16 protein-coding genes and 3 pseudogenes are annotated in these 15683 nt (G+C 39.5%); 6 read left to right on the forward strand and 13 right to left on the reverse strand.

Annotation, left to right across the window (positions count from 1 at the left end; genetic code table 11):
* Window positions 1-5: 5 nt before the first annotated feature.
* From ACWYN3_RS19090 to ACWYN3_RS19115, 6 genes and pseudogenes are all read right to left on the reverse strand, one after another.
* The gene (locus ACWYN3_RS19090) at window positions 6-530 is read right to left on the reverse strand and encodes an ABC transporter permease (RefSeq protein WP_456222535.1); all 525 of its coding nucleotides are present in this window, start codon (window positions 528-530) and stop codon (window positions 6-8) included.
* A gap of 38 nt (window positions 531-568) precedes the next feature.
* Window positions 569-1537 (reverse strand): ABC transporter permease, encoded by a 969-nt coding sequence (locus tag ACWYN3_RS19095; protein ID WP_456222536.1) that lies wholly within the window; start codon window positions 1535-1537, stop codon window positions 569-571.
* A gap of 74 nt (window positions 1538-1611) precedes the next feature.
* Window positions 1612-2106: an ABC transporter permease gene (locus ACWYN3_RS19100; protein ID WP_456222537.1), complete on the reverse strand. Its 495-nt coding sequence runs from the start codon at window positions 2104-2106 to the stop codon at window positions 1612-1614.
* Entirely contained in the window at window positions 2087-2395 is a 309-nt protein-coding gene (locus tag ACWYN3_RS19105; protein ID WP_456222538.1) for a hypothetical protein, read from the reverse strand. Before ACWYN3_RS19105 ends, ACWYN3_RS19100 begins: the two co-directional genes overlap by 20 nt.
* 85 nt (window positions 2396-2480) lie before the next feature.
* Window positions 2481-3181, reverse strand: a pseudogene (locus ACWYN3_RS19110) (ABC transporter ATP-binding protein).
* A 77-nt stretch (window positions 3182-3258) separates the two neighbouring features.
* The gene (locus ACWYN3_RS19115; protein WP_456222539.1) at window positions 3259-4506 is read right to left on the reverse strand and encodes an efflux RND transporter periplasmic adaptor subunit; all 1248 of its coding nucleotides are present in this window, start codon (window positions 4504-4506) and stop codon (window positions 3259-3261) included.
* A 226-nt stretch (window positions 4507-4732) separates the two neighbouring features.
* Between ACWYN3_RS19115 and ACWYN3_RS19120 the strand changes: the two genes are divergently transcribed.
* From ACWYN3_RS19120 to ACWYN3_RS19140, 5 genes are read left to right on the forward strand one after another with little or no spacing between them, the layout of a single operon-like run.
* Window positions 4733-5179: a response regulator gene (locus ACWYN3_RS19120; RefSeq protein WP_456222540.1), complete on the forward strand. Its 447-nt coding sequence runs from the start codon at window positions 4733-4735 to the stop codon at window positions 5177-5179.
* A 52-nt stretch (window positions 5180-5231) separates the two neighbouring features.
* The gene (locus ACWYN3_RS19125; protein WP_456222541.1) at window positions 5232-6113 is read left to right on the forward strand and encodes a sigma-54 interaction domain-containing protein; all 882 of its coding nucleotides are present in this window, start codon (window positions 5232-5234) and stop codon (window positions 6111-6113) included.
* A gap of 6 nt (window positions 6114-6119) precedes the next feature.
* Entirely contained in the window at window positions 6120-7472 is a 1353-nt protein-coding gene (locus ACWYN3_RS19130) for a sensor histidine kinase (protein WP_456222542.1), read from the forward strand.
* A gap of 37 nt (window positions 7473-7509) precedes the next feature.
* Window positions 7510-8211 carry an FAD-binding oxidoreductase gene (locus ACWYN3_RS19135; protein WP_456222543.1) on the forward strand — a complete coding sequence of 234 codons (702 nt, stop codon included), beginning with the start codon at window positions 7510-7512 and terminating at the stop codon, window positions 8209-8211.
* Window positions 8212-8266: 55 nt separating this feature from the next.
* The gene (locus ACWYN3_RS19140) at window positions 8267-8566 is read left to right on the forward strand and encodes a 2Fe-2S iron-sulfur cluster-binding protein (RefSeq protein WP_456222544.1); all 300 of its coding nucleotides are present in this window, start codon (window positions 8267-8269) and stop codon (window positions 8564-8566) included.
* Window positions 8567-9213: 647 nt separating this feature from the next.
* On the opposite strand, the pseudogene ACWYN3_RS19145 reads toward ACWYN3_RS19140, so the two are convergent.
* From ACWYN3_RS19145 to ACWYN3_RS19160, 4 genes and pseudogenes are all read right to left on the reverse strand, one after another.
* Window positions 9214-10487 (reverse strand): annotated as a pseudogene (locus ACWYN3_RS19145) (glucose-1-phosphate adenylyltransferase).
* Between the two features lie 9 nt (window positions 10488-10496).
* A pseudogene (locus tag ACWYN3_RS19150) lies at window positions 10497-11039 on the reverse strand (glycogen synthase); the annotation flags it as partial.
* An 11-nt stretch (window positions 11040-11050) separates the two neighbouring features.
* Window positions 11051-11653 carry a glycogen synthase gene (locus ACWYN3_RS19155; RefSeq protein WP_456222545.1) on the reverse strand — a complete coding sequence of 201 codons (603 nt, stop codon included), beginning with the start codon at window positions 11651-11653 and terminating at the stop codon, window positions 11051-11053.
* On the reverse strand, window positions 11616-11909 hold the full coding sequence (locus ACWYN3_RS19160) for a glycogen/starch synthase (RefSeq protein ID WP_456222546.1): 294 nt from the start codon (window positions 11907-11909) through the stop codon (window positions 11616-11618). The genes ACWYN3_RS19155 and ACWYN3_RS19160 overlap by 38 nt, the downstream gene beginning before the upstream one ends.
* Before the next feature lie 283 nt (window positions 11910-12192).
* On the opposite strand from ACWYN3_RS19160, the gene ACWYN3_RS19165 reads away from it, so the two are divergent.
* Entirely contained in the window at window positions 12193-12672 is a 480-nt protein-coding gene (locus tag ACWYN3_RS19165; protein WP_456222547.1) for a hypothetical protein, read from the forward strand.
* A 404-nt stretch (window positions 12673-13076) separates the two neighbouring features.
* Here ACWYN3_RS19165 and ACWYN3_RS19170 read toward each other — a convergent pair whose 3' ends face one another.
* The 3 genes from ACWYN3_RS19170 to ACWYN3_RS19180 all read right to left on the reverse strand — a co-directional run bounded on the left by ACWYN3_RS19170 (window position 13077) and on the right by ACWYN3_RS19180 (window position 15675).
* Complete coding sequence (locus ACWYN3_RS19170) at window positions 13077-13817, reverse strand: BamA/TamA family outer membrane protein (RefSeq protein WP_456222548.1); 741 nt, start codon at window positions 13815-13817, stop codon at window positions 13077-13079.
* 272 nt (window positions 13818-14089) lie between these two features.
* Window positions 14090-14368, reverse strand: coding sequence for a hypothetical protein (locus ACWYN3_RS19175; RefSeq protein ID WP_456222549.1), 279 nt, complete (start codon window positions 14366-14368; stop codon window positions 14090-14092).
* Between the two features lie 92 nt (window positions 14369-14460).
* Window positions 14461-15675, reverse strand: coding sequence for a hypothetical protein (locus ACWYN3_RS19180; RefSeq protein WP_456222550.1), 1215 nt, complete (start codon window positions 15673-15675; stop codon window positions 14461-14463).
* Between the last annotated feature and the right edge of the window lie 8 nt (window positions 15676-15683).

The following is a 15683-nucleotide window of genomic DNA, read 5'->3' on the forward strand; positions in this document are numbered from 1 at the left end:
ATTAGTTATTCGTATTTCAATGCCTGTACCGGGTTTGTCTTCGCAGCCTTAAGGGTCTGAAAACTGACCGTAAATAAAGCAATCCCTAAAGTCCCGGCAGCTGCCAGTATCATGACCAGCCAACTAACATGAGTATGAAATTCAAAACCTTTTAACCAGTCTGTCATAATATAATTGGCTATTGGTACGGCAATGAAAATAGCCACGATAACCATTTTCAGAAAACTTAAAGAAAGGAGTTGCATCAAGCTAAACACAGAAGCACCAAGGACTTTTCTTACGCCAATCTCTTTTGTTCTTTGTTCGGCACTATAAGATGCTAAGCCAAATAAACCAAGGCAGGAAATAAAAACGGCAAGACCACCAAAAAGATTAGCTAGTATACCTAAGATTCTTTGTGACTTTAATCTCTCACTGTATAGCTCATCCACGAAACTAATAGCTACCGGATAAGCAGGGTTAATCTCCTTTAAAACCTTCTCAATTATCCCAATGTTTACCGATGAGGCATTAACCGGGTTTAAACGCATACTTATAATTTCATTTTCTCTTTTACTAAATGCAACAATCAGGGGTGAACTGGTTTTAAAAGGAGAATCCCAGATAAAATCATCAAATCATCAAAGATCCCAACTACCATACGTTTTTGATCCTGATAGAGAACCGTCTCTCCTAACGGATTTTTTAAATTCATTCTTTTAGCCAATGACTGGCTCAGCATAACTGCTGAACTATCAGAAGCAAACTGACGGGAGAAATCCCTGCCAGCAATCAACCTGACCCCTGTAGTTTTAATAAAATCGTAAGTAGTAGTCAATTGATTAAATACCTGATGCCTGTCAGCTTCGGTCGAACCTCTCCATTCCAGTCCCCAAAAATTTGAATTGGAATCAGACATACTTCCCGACATTTGCGATAAGGAAGTTACAGCTCCAGACTGCAATAGTTTTTGTTTCAGCAGATCAAACTTCCCGACCAGATTCCCTTCCTGTGGTACTTCCACCAATTCATTTGGCTGATACCCCAGAGGCCTGTTTTTGATGAACTGGATCTGCATATAGATGATACAGGTTGATATAATCAGAATGATTGCAAAGCTGAACTGTACAACAACCAGTATATGACGACGCATATTTATAGCCAGCATCCCCCTTTTCAGCCCTTTCTTTTTCAGAATTTGTATTGGATTAAATGAGGATAGATAAAAAGCCGGATAACTTCCAGCAATTAATCCGGTGAGGAGTACAACAGCTAAAATGCTTAACCAGATATATTGATTTGAATAAACAATATTCAAATCAATATCAAGCAGGTTATTAAATAAGGGTAAGCATAATTCTATGAATGCTACCGCCACTACCGCACTGCAAAAGGTAAGGATCAGTGACTCCAATAAAAACTGGCCGATCAAGCTTCCTTTTGTAGCCCCTATAGTTTTCTTAATACCAACTTCCTTTGCCCTTCTTTCTGATTTGGCAGTAGCCATGTTCATAAAATTCACACAGGCAATCAGCAAAATACCAATTGCAAGTCCCATAAACAGACGCAACTGTTCGATCCTCCCCCCTGTACTTACACCGTTGGTAAAAGTGTCATACAGGTGCAGTTTACTTAATGGGAAAAGAAAAAGGCCGAAGATCTTGAATCAGCCTCATTTTTTTTTATTAGTTCTCTGACCGAAAGATTAATGGTTTCAACATTTGCAGAAGGATCAATTTTCACAAGTGTATTCCAGTTATTATTAGTCCACATAGGGCGTTTAACCCATTCAAACATATTCTCAAACAAAGACCATGGTAACAAATAATCAAAATTAAAAGACGTATTTCCTGGCAAATCCTGGATGACACCAGTAATTTTCAGGTCATATTTATTCTCAAAACGGACTGATTTGTTCAGTACGTCAGTTGTTCCGAAAAGAACCCTTGCTGTAGATTCAGTTACGATTACATTACCCGGGCTGTTAAGGGCCGTTTTCGAATTGCCAGCAATAAAATTATAATCAAATATGTTCAGGATATCAGCATCTGCAAAACGGCCTTTTCTTTTATACCCTTTTGTTTCATTTGCAATTAACATTGTTTGTTCATTGACTACTCTGCTCATGGCAACATACTATACCTGCATAATCCTGTTTCAACACCGGCCCTATGACACCCGGAGTATGTGTACCAGTACCTCTGATTTTTCCGTCAGTTCCTATAAAATTTATGAGTACCTGGTAAACATCTGCTGAATCTTTTCCCTGTTTATCATACCCCCATTCGTAAGACACGTACAGAAGTAATAAAAGACAGGAAGCTAGTCCAATAGCCAGTCCGCCAATATTAATAAATGAAGAGGTTTTATTTCTCCAGAGGTTCCGTAAGGCTATTTTCAGGTTGAGTTTAAACATTGTTGTGGTTTTATTTAATTGCAGGTGATTCTATTTTAAAAAATTAACCTTTTACAGATTGACACTTTAAAAATGAAAACGTTGCTTAAATAAGTTCTTCGGTACGTGTTTTATTCACTTTCTCAGAAATTACATGTCCATCTTTCAGGTTAATGATCCGGTTGGAGAAACTTGCATCATGCGAAGAGTGAGTAACCATCACGATTGTTGTACCCTGTTCATTCAATTCACAAAGTAATTCCATCACTTCGTTACCATGAGAACTATCCAGATTTCCTGTAGGCTCATCTGCCAGCACAAGTTTCGGCTTAGTCACCAATGCTCTTGCAACAGCAACACGCTGCTGCTGACCACCCGATAACTGCTGAGGAAAGTGACCGCTCCGGTTGACAATATTCATTCTTTCAATCATTTCATTAACCAGACGTTTACGTTCAGGGGCAGCAACCTTATTATAAATCAGAGGTAATTCAATATTTTCAAATACGGTCAGTTCATCAATCAGGTTGAAATTCTGGAATACAAAACCCATATTTCTTTTACGGAAGTTTGAACGTTCTTTATCATTCATGGTCAGCAGTTCTGTTTCCATAAATTTGTAGCTGCCGCTTTCAGGCTTATCCAAAAGTCCCATTACATTCAATAACGTTGATTTTCCGCAACCTGACGGTCCCATAATAGAGACAAACTCTCCTGCTTTCACATACATGTTGATTCCGTTTAGGGCAGTAGTTTTTACTTCTTCTTTGTTTTGTATACTTTTTCCAGGTTCTCAATTTTTATCATGATATTATGATTTATATTTTTTTTATAATTCTATGTCTTATTACTAGTACCTCTCTTGTTATCTGATTGGCTCTCGATTATTTACTCACCTCTACAACATCGTATTGATTGAACTGATCGTAAGATGAGGTGATTACTTCTTCATTTTTCTGTAACCCTTCCATGATCTCATAATACAGATAGTTTTTACGTCCTATTTTCACATTTCTTTTTTGTGCTTTCCCATCCTTCAGGACAAAAACCCAGGATCCTCCGGTGCTTTGGAAAAATTGTCCCTGAGCCAATAAAAGCGATTTACTATTATCTGAAAGCGTAAGTTTTACTTGTAAAGATAATCCTCTTCTCAACTCATCTGGTGATTTCCCTTCAAAAACTAATTCTACCTGGAATTGTCCCGCAGTTACCTCTGGAATCACTTTTCTAACCGTAAGACGATAGGTTTTCCCATTAAACTCACAGTTAGCCGTTTGTCCTTCTTTGACCCTGTTGATATAATATTCATCCACGCCAGCCTGCAATTTATACCCCTGCATCACATCTATCTTTCCAAGCATTTCATTTGCCGTATAAGATTTACCAATAACCGGATCATAAGAAGATAACCTGCCTGAAACCGGGGCTTTGATAGTCATATTCTCAATATTCTTTCTGATTGTCTCCAAACTTTCATTCATTCTGGTTACAGAAACATCAATTTGCTGCAATTGCATCGTTCTGCTCTGGTTTTCCTGTTTAACAGCTTGTCTTAAGATCTCTTTTCTTCCTTTATTATATTCATAATCCTGGCTTGAGTTATTAAACTCTTCCCTTGTAATTACTTTGTTGAGGAATAAAGCACTGTCAATTTTATATTTCCGGCTTGCTGTTCTCAATGTATTTTCGATCACCATCATATCCTGAGCCATTACGCGTTGATTTTGTTCCAGATCCAGGCGTACTTTACGCAACTGACTGATTAATCTCTCTATGATGCTCGTTTCGCTCGAAGTATAATTAGATAGTGCATTCGGATTCGCTATTCTTAACAGTGGTGTTCCTTTAACTACACTAGCACCATTCTCCGTAAAAATTTCAGCTACTGTTCCTCCTTCCGAAGAACTTACAATCACAGAAGTCAATGGTACTACACTTGCGTTCAATAAGACCACATCTTCAAAATCACCATATTGCACTTTACTGATCGTCAGTTTATCAGCATCAGCTTTATAAACCTTACTCAATGATAATTTATATCCATATGCAACCAGTCCAACTAACAATAAGCCGCCTGTAAGCATTAAAATCTTTTTTGTACTGAATCTCTTTTTTGCGATGATCTTATCCATGATAATAATGTAATATATCTATCTGGCCATAAGCTAAGGATATGCCAAACCGAAAAAAAACATAATTAATCACCTATATAACAGCAATTTAACACTTTTGCAAAGAAAAACACCGTTCATTATCCGGACACCCGTTGTACAGCAACGGACAATTCCATTATTTTTGTTCATCAGCTATTTAAATTATCCATTGGTAATGACAGAAGCCGTTTAAAATCTTTATAAAATGACAGAAGCAAACGTTTTAGTAATAGACGACGATGATGACATCCTTTTAAGTGCAAAACTCTTTTTAAAACAGCATTTCAACCAGGTTGTCACCTGTAAGTCGCCTAAAGAGATTAATGTATTACTGAGCCATAACGAGATAGATATTATCCTGCTGGATATGAATTATCAGAAGGGTGCAAGTAATGGTCGTGAGGGACTCTATTGGTTAGAGCATATTTTATCCATTGATAAAGACTATGTAGTCATTCTGATGACTGCCTATGGAAATGTAGAACTGGCAGTGCAGGCCATAAAAAAAGGAGCCACAGATTTTATTTTGAAGCCCTGGGAGAACGAAAAACTCTATGCTACCCTTTCAGCTGCCTCTAAACTAAGACAATCAACCAAAAAAATCAACCAAAAAAAAAAAGCTAAAAAAAATAAGCGCCTCCATACAAACTGATCAGGCCAGGAAATTTGAGAACATCATTGGTACATCCGGTCCTATCAAACATTTGCAGAATACCCTGATCAAAGTTGCCCCTACAGATGCCAACGTGTTAATTCTAGGAGAAAATGGTACAGGAAAGCAAGTATTTGCCTACGAGCTGCATAAACACTCCTTAAGAAAAAACCATATTTTTATGCATGTCGATCTTGGTTCTTTGAATGAGAACCTCTTTGAAAGCGAGCTTTTCGGCTATGCAAAAGGAGCATTCACAGATGCCCGTGATGATAGACCCGGACGATTTGAGCTCGCTGACAATGGCACCATCTTTCTGGATGAGATCGGGAACCTCTCTTTGCCTTTACAAGGTAAATTACTAACCGTATTACAAAACCGGACAGTCACCCGTCTGGGAGAAAGCAAAGACCGTAAAGTAAACGTAAGGCTGATTACCGCTACCAATATGCCTTTGAATGAAATGGTAGCAAAAGGTACTTTCCGTCAGGATTTACTTTTCCGGATTAACACCGTAGAATTAGAGCTTCCCCCATTAAACCAGCGTGCAGAAGACATCCTGCAACTTGCCAATCATTTTTTGCATACTTTTAGTACTAAGTATCATAAAAGCATCAATCATATTACAGAAAAAGCGGGGAACACCTTACTGTCTTATCACTGGCCCGGTAATGTTCGTGAATTGCAGCATGTAATTGAAAGAGCAATTATCATGGCAGACGGTAGTGAGATTACCGAGCATGATTTACAATTAAGTCCGCAAAGATTTGGAGGAGCAGCGCCCCTTCCTGCCACCCTTGATCTCGAAGAAATGGAAAAAATGATGGTACAAAAGGCTATAGAAAGCCACAAAGGTAACATTTCACGGGCAGCCGCCGAACTTGGCCTGACCCGTGCAGCCTTATACCGCAGGATAGAAAAATTTGGACTATAGAAAACTATGTTTTATCAACGTTTCACTTTCAGGCTCTTAATTAAGATACTATTAATCAATACCCTCTCGGTATTACTCGGTTACCTGATCCTAAAAACTCAGCTATGGTTTACCATAGCCGGTACTTCGTGTATCCTGCTCATTAGTATCTTTTCACTATACAATTATATAAACCAGATCAGAGCTGACATTAAACGTTTCATTCTTGCGGTTAAGACCCGGGATCATACCTTAAATTTCAGGAATAAAAGTACCAAAGGCAGCTTTCCCGATTTATATGAATCATTTGATGACATTATCAAAACCCACAAAGACATCCAGCTGGAGCAGGACGCTATGTTTCAGCTGATCAAAACTATCTTACAACAAGTTCCCGTAGGCGTAATAGTTCTCAAAGACAACAACGACTCCGAACAAGAAGAAATCTCCTTTTTTAATGAAGCCGCAGCCAACCTCTTAAAAGTGCCAGCCTATAAATACTGGCACCGTTTGAAAGAACATTTACCGGTTTTCACCGCACAGATTGAAAGCATACAAAAAGGCGGTAAGCGATTCCTTGAACTTAAAATTCAGGAAAAGCTCATTCAATTATCCACCGAGGTCATCCCAATAAACCTTTACAACACCAATTACCGGATCATTTCCTTTCAGAACATCAAGGATGAGATTGAGCAAAAAGAAATAGAAGCCTGGAACAGGCTTATTGGAGTAATTTCCCATGAGATCCTAAATTCCATTACCCCTATCAGTTCCCTTTCCGATACCGTAAACAGTATGGTATCCAACAGAGACTCCCTCAACAAAGAAGAGCTGGAGGATCTCAAGCCCGCCATTCAGGCGATAAAAAGACGCTCCCTTGGTCTGCTCGACTTTGTAAAAGATTACCGTCTGATTGCCGAATTACCAACCCCTGAGCTCGAGTCCCATAGCATTGGCGAGATCCTGCAGCATATTCAGATATTAATGCAGCCATTTGCCTCAGCAAAAAATGTTAAACTATCCATAGGACAGACCTCTTCAAAAATCACGATCAGTGTCGACCTGAAACTAGTAGAGCAGGCCCTGATCAACCTCGTGACCAACAGTATCCATGCTCTGGAGGGTATAGATCAGCCACAAATAGAAATCGATTATCGTTTAGAACAAAACAGGCTTTTCATTGACGTGACCGACAACGGTAAAGGCATTGAATCAGAGCTCGCGGAAAAGATTTTTGTTCCCTTCTTCACCACCCGTAAGAACGGTTCCGGAATAGGTCTGACCATTACCCGTAACATCATGAAAATGCACTACGGCAACCTCGAAGTCAGCTCTGTACCCTATCAAAAAAACTATCTTCTCTCTCGTCTTCAACTATGACTAAGCCCTAAAAAATAAATTAATAGATTTGCAACCTATGACTACCCTGCAATTACGTATTACTGAAATTTCACCGCGTCCCGGAAACAACGTCTTCATTCAATTTGAGCCCGTAGATAAAATCCTGCCCAACTATGAATCCGGGCAATTCCTGACTGTCCTTTTCCAGGTAAACGGCAAAGAAATCAGGCGTTCCTATTCCATTTGCAGTTCACCTGCAATAGACGAACCCCTGAGTATAGCCGTAAAACTCGTAGAAAACGGAGAAATCTCAAAATACCTGCACCATAAAACATCAATCGGCGATATCCTAACCGTTTTACCCCCGGCAGGAATCTTCACCTACACCCCTGTAAAAGCCATCAAACGTACCGTTTTCCTCTTTGCAGCCGGCGTAGGCGTTACCCCCGTTTATTCCATCTTAAAAACAGCCCTTCTCCAGGAAGAAAACTCAAAAATAGTTCTGATTTACAGTAACCGCTCATCTGCAACCACCCTCTTCTACGAAGAGCTAAACCAGTGGCAGAAAAAATACCCCGACCGTTTCAAGCTAATCTACCTGTTCAGTGATTCAAAGAACCTGCAATTTGCCCGCCTGAACAGCTTCGCCTTCCACGATCTCTACAACGCCAACATCCAGTACGATCAATCCGATGCCCTATGCTATACCTGTGGCCCAATCGATCGATTACATGGTCATGTGCCGAATCTCCCTGTTAGGCTTAGGATTCCGGCTTGATCAAATAAAAAAAGAAACCTATTTCATTCCCGAAGACGAAGCAGACGACGATGACATGACCGAAAAAGTCATTAAAGACAAGAACACCTACACCGTCATCCTTGAATTCAATAAAAACGTCTATCAATTAGAAGTACCCTGGTACAAAAGAATCCTTGAGGTGGCCCTATCCCATAACATCAATGTCCCATACAGTTGCGGAGCCGGCATATGCAGTTCCTGTGTTGCATCTTGCACCGAAGGCGGCGTCAGAATGGATTATAACGAGGTCTTAACCGACGACGAAATAGCAAACGGCAGAGTCCTCATCTGCACTGGCCATCCCACCCAAAACAACACAAAAATCATCATCTAGCAAAAGTCAATCAAATAGCTATCCAACAATTATCCAAATAGCAATCCAAAAGTTAATCAAATAGCTATCCAAAAGTCAATATAGCTATCCAATAGCTATCCAAAAGTTAATCAAATAGCAATCCAAAAGTTAATCAAATAGCTATCCAAAAGTTAATCAAATAGCTATTCAAAAGTTAATCAAATAGCTATCCAAAAGTCAATCAAATAGCTATCCAAAAGTCAATCAAATAGCTATCCAACAATTATCCAAATAGCAATTCAAAAGTTAACCAAATAGCAATCCAAAAGTTAACCAAATAGCAATCCAAAAGTTAACCAAATAGCAATTCAAAAGTTAATCAAATAGCTATCCAAAAGTCAATCAAATAGCTATCCAACAATTATCCAAATAGCAATCCAAAAGTTAATCAAATAGCTATCCAACAATTATCCATATAAACCCTGCAAAGTCACCTCCTAACCAACCCCCAACCCAGTTGTAAACTAAGATTGCATAGTCACGTTAACCGGCCAGCATGAGGGGGGGGGGGGAGAAAACCCTAGAAATAAAAAAAAGACGCAGATGTTTTCGGACATTGTTCATCCCTTCAGATGATGAACGCGGTCCGTAAAACACTGCGTTTTTTTTTATTGACTAGAAGAAACTTACCCGATCACTGTCCCATTAACGATTACCGCATCTTTCTTCACAACCACAATACCATCCTTGACCGCATAATCCTCAAAATCCCCATCTTCCAAATGCACCCCGCCATTAATGACCACATCGTTCCCGATCCTGCAATTCTTATCAACTATTGCATTAAAAATCTTGCATCTGTCACCAATCCCTATCAGCGGTCTTCCCGCAGCATTTTCCTCTTCAATTTCAGCAAGTGTCTGGTACCTGTCGCTCCCCATGATATACGTATTCTCAACAGAAGTACCATTACCAATCCTTGATCTGATTCCAATAACAGAATGCTTGATCAGATCTGCATTTAAAATACATCCCTCCGCAATAACCGCTTTCACCAGCGAAGTACTGAGTATCTTGGTCGGTGGCAGCATCCTTGGTCTTGTAAAAATGCTCTGATTACTATCAAACAAATAAACTTAGGAATATCGTCCGTCAGTCCTAAATTCGCTTCAAAAAACGAACAGATATTACCGATATCTGTCCAATACCCCTCATACTGGAAGCTAAGCACCCTTTGCGTCTGTAACACCCTTGGAATAATCTCTTTACCAAAATCCTTTTCATCAGGATTCTCAGCAAAGATCCTCACCAGTAAATCTCTATTAAAAATATAGATCCCCATCGAAGCCAGGTAATTTCTACCTTCAGCCTGCATTTCCGGTCCCGTATCAGAAGCCCAGTCTCCAAGCTGATCAGCACTTGGTTTCTCAATAAAAGAAGTAATTATATTTTCTTCATTTGCTTTCAATATACCAAAACCAGTTGCATCCTTAGCCGTACTTGGAATCGTAGCCAGAGTCACTTCTGCGCCACTTTCCTCATGTGCATTTAACATCTCATTAAAATCCATCTGATACAGCTGATCGCCCGATAAAATCAAGACATATTCAAAATCGTGCTGTAATAAATGATGCATGGTCTGACGAACAGCATCAGCCGTTCCCTGGAACCATGTAGGATTATCAGGCGTTTGCTCAGCCGCCAGAATATCTACAAAAGCATCACTGAAATGACTAAAATGATAAGTATTCTTAATATGCTTATTTAATGATGCCGAATTAAACTGTGTAAGTACAAACATGCGGTGAATACCAGAATTCAGACAATTAGAGATAGGAATGTCTACCAAACGATATTTTCCGGCAATTGGAACTGCTGGCTTGGAACGGGTCTGCGTAAGCGGTGATAATCTGGAGCCCTGGCCACCGCCAAGGATAACTCCTAGTACTTTTTCAGTCATATGGATAAATTACATTTGGTACAGATCTATATATTCTTGCGCAGCCTTATCCCAGGAATGGTCCAGCTGCATGGTATACTTAAGGATTTCTTTCACTTGTTTCTTATTCTGGTAAAGCTCATAAGCTCTTCCTATTGCATGTCCGACATCAATCACACTGGTTTGATCATGACAAATACCAAATCCCCCATCTCCTATATCTATCACGGTATCTTTTAGTCCGCCAATCCTTCTTACAATTGGAATTGTACCATAACGTAAAGCGTACATCTGGTTTAACCCACAAGGTTCTACCCTTGAAGGCATCAATAAAAAGTCCGCTCCTGCATAAATCTGGTGGGAGAGTTTTTCATTGTAACCGATATAAGCATTATAATTTCCATCGAACCATTGCTTTAGTTCAATCAGCTTTCCTTCAACTTCAGGATCACCCGACCCCAGTACAAGAATATTAATATTCCCGTAGCTGTGCGCTAGTGCATTATGGAAAATTTCAGGTAATAAATCCGCACCCTTCTCTCCTACTAACCTGCCGATAAAAGTGAACAATGGTTTAGTTGGATCTAAGTAAAAAAAACATCACACAGGGCAGTTTTGTTTGCTTTCTTACCATTTTCCACTGTCCTTATATTGTAAGTTTTCTCCAGCATAGGATCTTTTTGCGGGTCCCATACCTCATTATCTATTCCATTTAAAATTCCCGATGACTTTCCTCTTTCGCTGGCAAACAGGCTTTCCAGTCCGTTGGCATTGTAACTGATTTCTTCCAGATAACTTGGAGAAACCGTAGTTACTTTCCACGCGCATTTAATTGCAGAAGCTAAAGGGTTAATATCTTTTTTCCATTCCAGTAAACCTGATCTCCACAAATCAAAGGCCGGCAGATAATGTAATTTATCCCATCCAAACTGCCCCTGGTACTGGGCATTATGAATAGTAAGTACCGTAGGAATATTTCTAAGACTTTTATATTTTTCACAATTGCCAGTCATAAATGGAACCAGCCCAGTATGATGATCATGACAATGAATCACATCAGGGCGATGTTCCCATTGGGTGATCCAGTCTAATGTGGCAATCTGATAGGCAAGAAAACGCTCGGTATCATCTTCATATCCATATACTTTATCACGGTCTGTTAAACCAGCTATGTATACGAGATACATACAGGTCAAAACCTAGTTTATTAGTTTTTTCTCTGAATATACGGACAGGAAAATGACGGGTACCAAGATTACCCCATGCGTCATAGACAACTTCAAATTCGTTTTGAAGCATGAATGAATTATTGTAGGCGGGCATAACTACTTTTGAAAAGTGGCCAAGCTTGGTTTGGTATTTTGGTAATGCACCTACGACGTCTCCTAATCCGCCAACTTTAGCTATCGGATAACACTCTGCACTAAGATGAATTATTTCCATAAATTATTTTGCGTATCAGGGTAAAGGGGGCATTTGCAATTTGCTATTAAAATATGAGTTATAACCCAAATAAACACAATTGGTTTGCATTAAAATGTATTATTTTTTTTAGAGCACAAGTGGGAATATCCCAGGAATTACCCTTTAAGGCTCGTTTTGTTACTGTAATAATATTTCTTTAATTATTTAAACATTATTTCCAATAATGGGATTAGTTTTAGTTTTTAATTAAATATAAAATTAATGATGTTATGAGAATTTATATAAGAATTGGTTTTTAGGATTGAGCATTGCTGCGCTTGGTTTTACCGGATGTAAAAAGGGAGAAGGAAGTATCGAAAATCCCGGGAAGATTATTCCTCCGGTTGTTGAAGTTGGCACTAAGTTACTGGTTCCGGTGCAGATAGGAACAGGAAAATCCAAAATGGTGATTAGTTATACGGATGGGCTGGCACTTTCGAAAGTTGAGTTCGGGGATGGAAGAAGTATAGTAATAAATTATACTAAAACAGGTAAACCTATGGGGCTGCAAAGGTTTAAGGATGACAAACTGGTTTCTGCTACTGATTATAGACTGGATGAAAAAGAGCGGGTGATTAGTGGTGAAATGGCTGTGATGAAGGCAGATCGTTATGTTTTAGTGGGACGGTATGATTTGAGGTATAACTCCCTTGATCAGGTGATTGGGGTTGATTATGTTGATCTGAATGACAGGCAGGTTGATCAGCAGGAGAAAAAATATGATGCAGTTAACAATCTCTGATTAGTGAAAAAGGTGGCACGGCCGATTTCACTTATAGCTATGATCTTAAGAATGGTCTGTTTAAGTATGTTAATTATGCATGGCTGCTGACAATTGAGAAAGATCATAGCCTTTTCCTGTCCGCGACTAATAATATTAAAGACTGTACTAATATTTTAAGCCCCGGAGATGAACAGCGTTTTAGCTATGTATATAATGGGGATGGTTATCCCGAAGTCATTCATACTACTTTTAATAGCTCGAAAGGTTCTGCGAAAGTAGTTTATAAAGAGATCAGAACAAAAGATCAGCTGTAATCCGGTTCCTGTGTTTATTGTTTGTTCTGTGTTCAGGGCAGCCGGCTGGTATAATTTACCGCCGGCTGCCTTATTAAGCCTCAGGTTAAATACCCTGTAGATTAGAAATTAAACCCTACAGAGATATATGGCATTGTGCTTTCTTTTGAAAAGCCAACTGCTGCCTGTATGAGAATTAAGTCTGCAGGAACAATGTAACCCACCCCCGTAACCGTGATGCCACTGGTTTGAGGATTGGCCAGGCATCCATACACGGCCAACATCATTAAAGCCCAGCAATCCTAATGATCCGGGTACAATATAAGAGGTAAAGTCAAATAGTTTAACACGCAGATCAAGGTTGTAGTAAAGCATTGATTTGCCTGTAAAACGGTTAGTATGGAAACCACGCAGGTTATGGACTCCACCCAATTGCATTTGCTGGAAAAATTCAGGATTTCCAAGCGTTGTACCTCCGCCTAAACGATTCGCAATCACAAAACCAGAATGTCCGGGATTCAGATAATAGCGGAATTCCGATTGTATTTTTCCATAGCGTTCATGATCTGTGTTAAGCTGCTGGTTAGCGGTAATCCTGGTATTCCAGTACATTCCTTTTTTAGGGATAGAAGTGTTATCCCTTGAATCGTATTTGACTTCGGTAATCATCCCTGCATAAAGACGATCATTAAACACTGATTCTTCAGGATTGGTCTGGTTGAAATCGTTTAGAAACCTATGTTCATTTCCTTTACGGCTGCTGGTATAATATTCAGTAGTTAACCCTCCACCAATTGTCCATTTGTCAATTTTTTTATACAGCTGAAAATCTGCAGTCAGATAATCGTAGCGGTTTCTGTAATAGGACATATCCTTTGGCTCCTCTTTGATAAAGGCAGTTTCATTACCCAGACCAAAAAAGTTACTCAGGTTATTTGGGCCTAACAGGTTCGCATTGATCTTGAAATCTGTATTTCCAATAGCTTTCTTAAAGTCACCGGCGTAGTTTAAAATAAAGGATTTTCTGCCTGTTGAATAGTCAACCCAGAATTCCTGGTGAGATGCATAAGGCGTTTTTCTAAAACCTTGTTTCTCCAGAATCAGCCCTACACCTGCCTGTATACCCTGATCAATGTTGTAATTCAGGTGGAATAACGGGCCGAACTGATCAAATACAAAGCTCTTTTTGTTGTATTGATTAACTGTTGTATCTGTGTAGATAAACGAAGCTTTGCCAGGTTTGAAGATGGCATTTCATTCTCCTGATCTGAACGGTCGTAAATATAAGTATTGGATTTATGACTAAGCTCTTCATTAATCTCAAAACGGTCTTTACCATCCCCCCCAATCATACGTACTGTGATCGGGGACTTTGTCTCTCCCGAAACTTCGAAGATATCGTCTCCTCCCATTCCATACAATCTGATTTCGCGGGTTAGCTGATGATCAAAAGTACGGTGATATAATTTCCGGCCTGTTCCGCCACTCTTTTTAATGTTATTGACTGTGAGTTCTATATTTCCGTTTTTTTCTTGTGTTTGACTTCAAAATACTCTCTTTTATCAGAAGCAGGTATTTCAACCGTAATGGCAAGAAAGCGATAATAAGCCATGGCACTTTTTTCCAGATTGTCTTTTCTGGCTATCATTATTTTGAGCGTTTCCTCTCCACCTTCAGCAAAAATGTTTGCTGGCATTAATAACATTGATTTCCTCAATATCGCTGAAGTCAGTTTTTCCTGTACATATTTGATTTCTTCCTGCCAGTCTTTTTCACTCAATCCACTCAGAAAATATCTGTCAAAATAACGCTGGTTAAAATTCCATTGATCAACGGCCCTGATTTCTGATTCAAAAGGCTGTAAATTAGCTTTTAGCCATTGATGAGAAAGCACCCATGGGAATACACCAGAGGTTTTATAAAAAACCTTGTCTCTGTCACGGGGAACAGGGATATATTCCTTTTCACCTTTGTCTTTATCTTCTATTTTCAACCATCTCCAGTTATCTTCATGTCTGTCCCAGTCACCAACAACAAAATCCAGGAGCCTGGCTCTTAAGACTAATTTCTGCTCAATATGGGTGTCATTGTCTTCTTCAACTTTTCGCTGGGCTTTCAGCGTATTATCACTCTTTTCATAACCTGTCGGCATCCGTTCTTCCAGCAGGTAAGCTGCGTTGGCGAAATCTTTTCTATACTCACCCAGCGCAGGATCATCACCTATATAAACAATCTCAGGATTAGCATGAGGAATATCCAGTGCATCGGCCAAAGGCGGAACAATCAATGCAGAGAATGGATGTCCGGTTGAAATCTGATCCTGTACAATATCTTTAGCAATGGTTGCCCTGAGGTTCCTGGGCAAACCTCTTTCCGGATATTTCTGAATCGTTCTTAGTGCCCATTCACGTCCCGAAGCATCTTCCAGGCGCAAAGAGCGGGTTTGCATCCCTCCGCCCAATTGTACTATTTTCATTCCGCCGTGTTCTTTCTGAAGATCAACAATCCGCATGCGTACGGGGGTAGCCCATAGCTTACGGTAGTTTTCACCCAAAAAGAAACGGTGTGTTTTGGAAACAGAATCATAAGCAGGGGAAATTGCTACTGTAATAGAATCTCTTGTGCGATGCTGTTGTGCATTTGTAGATAGTGGAAAGCTAAAAAACAAGGCAATTAATAATACTGCCGGCCTTGCTTCTATTTTATATTTTTCGGGAATGATGTGCATTAATTTAA

It is taken from the genome of Pedobacter sp. NJ-S-72 (assembly GCF_053890575.1).

Excerpts from the sequence above, each read along its gene's own strand:
- ACWYN3_RS19090 (WP_456222535.1), bottom strand. The coding sequence starts at position 530 with ATGCGTTTAAACCCGGTTAATGCCTCATCGGTAAACATTGGGATAATT.
- ACWYN3_RS19095 (WP_456222536.1), bottom strand. The coding sequence starts at position 1,537 with ATGGGACTTGCAATTGGTATTTTGCTGATTGCCTGTGTGAATTTTATG.
- ACWYN3_RS19100 (WP_456222537.1), bottom strand. The coding sequence starts at position 2,106 with ATGAGCAGAGTAGTCAATGAACAAACAATGTTAATTGCAAATGAAACA.
- ACWYN3_RS19105 (WP_456222538.1), bottom strand. The coding sequence starts at position 2,395 with ATGTTTAAACTCAACCTGAAAATAGCCTTACGGAACCTCTGGAGAAAT.
- ACWYN3_RS19115 (WP_456222539.1), bottom strand. The coding sequence starts at position 4,506 with ATGGATAAGATCATCGCAAAAAAGAGATTCAGTACAAAAAAGATTTTA.
- ACWYN3_RS19120 (WP_456222540.1), top strand. The coding sequence starts at position 4,733 with ATGACAGAAGCAAACGTTTTAGTAATAGACGACGATGATGACATCCTT.
- ACWYN3_RS19130 (WP_456222542.1), top strand. The coding sequence starts at position 6,120 with ATGTTTTATCAACGTTTCACTTTCAGGCTCTTAATTAAGATACTATTA.
- ACWYN3_RS19135 (WP_456222543.1), top strand. The coding sequence starts at position 7,510 with ATGACTACCCTGCAATTACGTATTACTGAAATTTCACCGCGTCCCGGA.
- ACWYN3_RS19140 (WP_456222544.1), top strand. The coding sequence starts at position 8,267 with ATGACCGAAAAAGTCATTAAAGACAAGAACACCTACACCGTCATCCTT.
- ACWYN3_RS19155 (WP_456222545.1), bottom strand. The coding sequence starts at position 11,653 with ATGTATCTCGTATACATAGCTGGTTTAACAGACCGTGATAAAGTATAT.
- ACWYN3_RS19160 (WP_456222546.1), bottom strand. The coding sequence starts at position 11,909 with ATGGAAATAATTCATCTTAGTGCAGAGTGTTATCCGATAGCTAAAGTT.
- ACWYN3_RS19170 (WP_456222548.1), bottom strand. The coding sequence starts at position 13,817 with ATGTCCTATTACAGAAACCGCTACGATTATCTGACTGCAGATTTTCAG.
- ACWYN3_RS19180 (WP_456222550.1), bottom strand. The coding sequence starts at position 15,675 with ATGCACATCATTCCCGAAAAATATAAAATAGAAGCAAGGCCGGCAGTA.